Consider the following 3,196-nt stretch of genomic DNA (forward strand, 5'->3'; position numbering starts at 1 on the left):
GTTTCAATGGCTATTAATTCTAAAGAATCTTTATCGATCAATTTTAATAAAGAACCTACTGTGACTTTCTTTTCCATACAATTAGACTTTAATACTAAATATATATAAATCAATTTAACTCTTCCGAACACTTATGTTTTTAAAACCTGTCGGGTTTACTTTTTCGTTTAGTTTATCTTTTTCGTTTACTCGATAAAATTAAATGATTTCCTGTCTTATAAAGTTCCGGAGAAACAAAACATATTGCAGGGATGAATTTTAATCCATTCTACACAATTACAAGAAACTTCATCCCTAAAATTGCAAATCTTTGGCGAGTTACGAGTGCGATTTCTCCTTTTGTCGAAATGACATACTCAGCCAAACCCGACAGGTTTTTAAAACCTGTCGGGTTTATTTTTTAGGGCTTCAACAACCCAAAAAATATTTCAATTTAAATAATCGTCTGACTTTGCTTTGGTCTCGTTTAGTTTCATTAAGTTTATAACGTAAGATTAAATCTTACAAAACAAACAAATCATACTATATGGAACGCTCAGAGCAATTGTCCAAATTAAAAAATACTGAAAAGTGGGATGTTATTATAATTGGTGGCGGTGCAAGCGGTCTTGGAACTGCTCTTGATGCTGCAAGCCGGGGTTATAAAACAATTTTACTTGAAGCTATAGATTTTGCGAAGGGAACTTCGAGCCGAAGCACTAAATTAGTTCACGGCGGTGTTCGTTATTTAGAACAAGGCGATATTCATCTTGTACGAGAGGCTTTGAAAGAAAGAGGTTTAATGGCTAAGAATGCGGGTCATTTAGTTAAAAATCAGTCTTTTGTAATTCCTAATTATAATTGGTGGGGCGGTTGGTTTTATACCGTTGGGTTAACAGTTTACGATTTACTCGCCGGACGTTTAAGTTTGGGCAGGTCAAAATATATTTCAAAGAAAAAAACTATTGAAATGCTTCCTACCGTTGAAGAAAAAGGGTTGGTAAGCGGTGTTATTTATCATGACGGACAATTTGATGATTCACGTATGGCAATAAATATTGCTCAAACAGCAGTTGAGAATGGTGCCTGTGTTTTAAATTACATAAAAGTGATCAATTTATTAAAAGATGATAAAAACCAAATTATTGGCGTTCAGGCAATAGATCACCAAACCGGAGACAAATACGATATAAAAGGATCAGCAATCATTAATGCAACGGGAGTTTTTACAAATGCAATAATGAAATTAAATGATACTGTTTATAAAAAATATATTGTGCCAAGTCAGGGAATCCACCTTGTATTTGATAAATCTTTTTTACCGAGCGATCATGCTTTGATGATTCCTAAAACAAGCGATGGAAGGGTTTTATTTGCTGTGCCATGGCATAACAGGATTGTAATAGGAACAACGGACACGTTAATTAAGAAACACAGCTTGGAACCTATTGCTTTAGAAAGTGAAATTGAGTTTGTACTGGAAACTGCGCAACGTTTTCTGGCTAAAAAACCAACCAGAGCTGATGTTTTATCTGTTTATGCTGGCTTGCGACCTTTGGCAGCGCCTGAAGAAGAAGGAAAAAGTACTAAGGAGGTTTCGAGAAGCCACAAAATTATTGTTTCGGAAACCGGATTAATAACTATCACCGGTGGAAAATGGACCACTTATAGAAAAATTGCTGAAGACATTATTGATAAAGCAATTAAAAAAGGAAAATTACCTGCAAAAGCATGCAATACAGAACATCTTGCTATTCATGGAAATAAACCCACAACTACTTTAGACAGGGAAAATCATTTGTACATCTATGGTTCTGATATTTCTAAGATAATTGAATTGCAGGAAAACGAGCCCGAATTAAAAGAGAAACTTCATCCTGACCACGAATTTACAATGGCAGAAGTTGTTTGGGCGATTCGATATGAAATGGCACGAACTATTGATGATATTTTAGCAAGGCGCGTTCGTTTATTATTTTTAGATGCGAGAGCCGCAAGACAATCTTCAGAAAAAGTAGCACGATTAATTGCTAAAGAGCTGGGACATGACGAAGCCTGGATTAGCAAAGAAATATCGCATTTTAAAGAAACTTCAAAAGGGTTTCTTTTATCAGAATTTCACTAAATATCTAATATAAAAACATATACGAGCAATGCCAAATAAATTAATTTTAGCTTTGGATCAGGGAACTACTTCCTCACGGGCTATTGTGTTTAACCATAAAGGCGAAATTGTAAGCCTTTCTCAAAAACCATTTGAACAAATTTTTCCAAAACCGGGATGGGTTGAACACGACCCGAATGAAATCTGGTCTTCGCAAGTAAGTGTCGCTGCAGAAGTTATTGCAAAAGTAGGAATCTCAGGCAGGGAAATTGCCGCAATTGGAATTACAAATCAAAGGGAAACTACTATTGTATGGGACAGGGAAACAAGTGAACCTGTTTACAATGCGATCGTCTGGCAAGATCGAAGAACTGCAAAATTTTGTGACGAATTAAAAGCTCAGGAACATGCTGAAATGATTCAGAAGAAAACAGGTTTGCTTCTGGATGCTTATTTCTCAGGAACAAAAGTTAAATGGATTTTAGATAATGTTCCCGGAGCACGTGAAAAAGCTGAACAGGGAAAACTATGTTTTGGAACTGTGGATACATGGTTAATTTGGAAACTAACCCGAAGCAAATTGTTTATGACTGATGTTTCTAACGCCAGCAGAACTTTATTGTTTAATATTCATACTTTAGAATGGGATAATGAATTATTAGAATTATTTGATATTCCAAGAGCAATGTTGCCGGAAGTAAAAGAAAGCAGTGAAATTTATGGGGAAACCTCTACTACCCTATTTGCATCAAAAATTCCTATTGCAGGTGTTGCCGGAGATCAACAGGCAGCACTTTTTGGTCAGTTATGTACCACTTCAGGAATGGTAAAAAACACTTACGGAACTGGTTGTTTTATGTTGATGAATACAGGTGAGCAACCCGTCATCTCCAACAATAATTTATTAACCACCGTAGCCTGGAAGATAAACGGTATTACCCATTATGCTTTGGAAGGAAGTGTTTTTATTGCCGGTGCCGTGGTGCAATGGTTACGAGATGGGTTGGGGATTATAAAAAAATCGGAAGAAGTTGAAGCGCTTGCAGCTTCTGTAAATTCTACTGACGGTGTTTACGTTGTTCCTGCTTTTGCCGGGCTGGGTGCACCGCACTG

At 36.4% G+C, this 3,196-nt stretch carries 2 protein-coding genes; both read left to right on the forward strand.

Features of this window, described 5'->3' with window-relative positions; all coding sequences use genetic code 11:
- The first annotated feature begins 526 nt into the window (after positions 1 to 526).
- Positions 527 to 2,104 (forward strand): FAD-dependent oxidoreductase, encoded by a 1,578-nt coding sequence (locus ACHZDT_RS20715; RefSeq protein ID WP_394776603.1) that lies wholly within the window; start codon positions 527 to 529, stop codon positions 2,102 to 2,104.
- Between the two features lie 28 nt (positions 2,105 to 2,132).
- The coding region (locus ACHZDT_RS20720; RefSeq protein ID WP_394776604.1) for an FGGY family carbohydrate kinase at positions 2,133 to 3,196 on the forward strand (1,064 nt) is incomplete at its 3' end.

It is taken from the genome of Flavobacterium sp., from assembly GCF_043722275.1.
Taxonomy (GTDB): Bacteria; Bacteroidota; Bacteroidia; order Flavobacteriales; family Flavobacteriaceae; genus Flavobacterium.

What these genes read in the sequence shown, in the direction of transcription:
- ACHZDT_RS20715 (WP_394776603.1), top strand. Translation starts at nt 527, where the DNA reads ATGGAACGCTCAGAGCAATTGTCCAAATTAAAAAATACTGAAAAGTGG.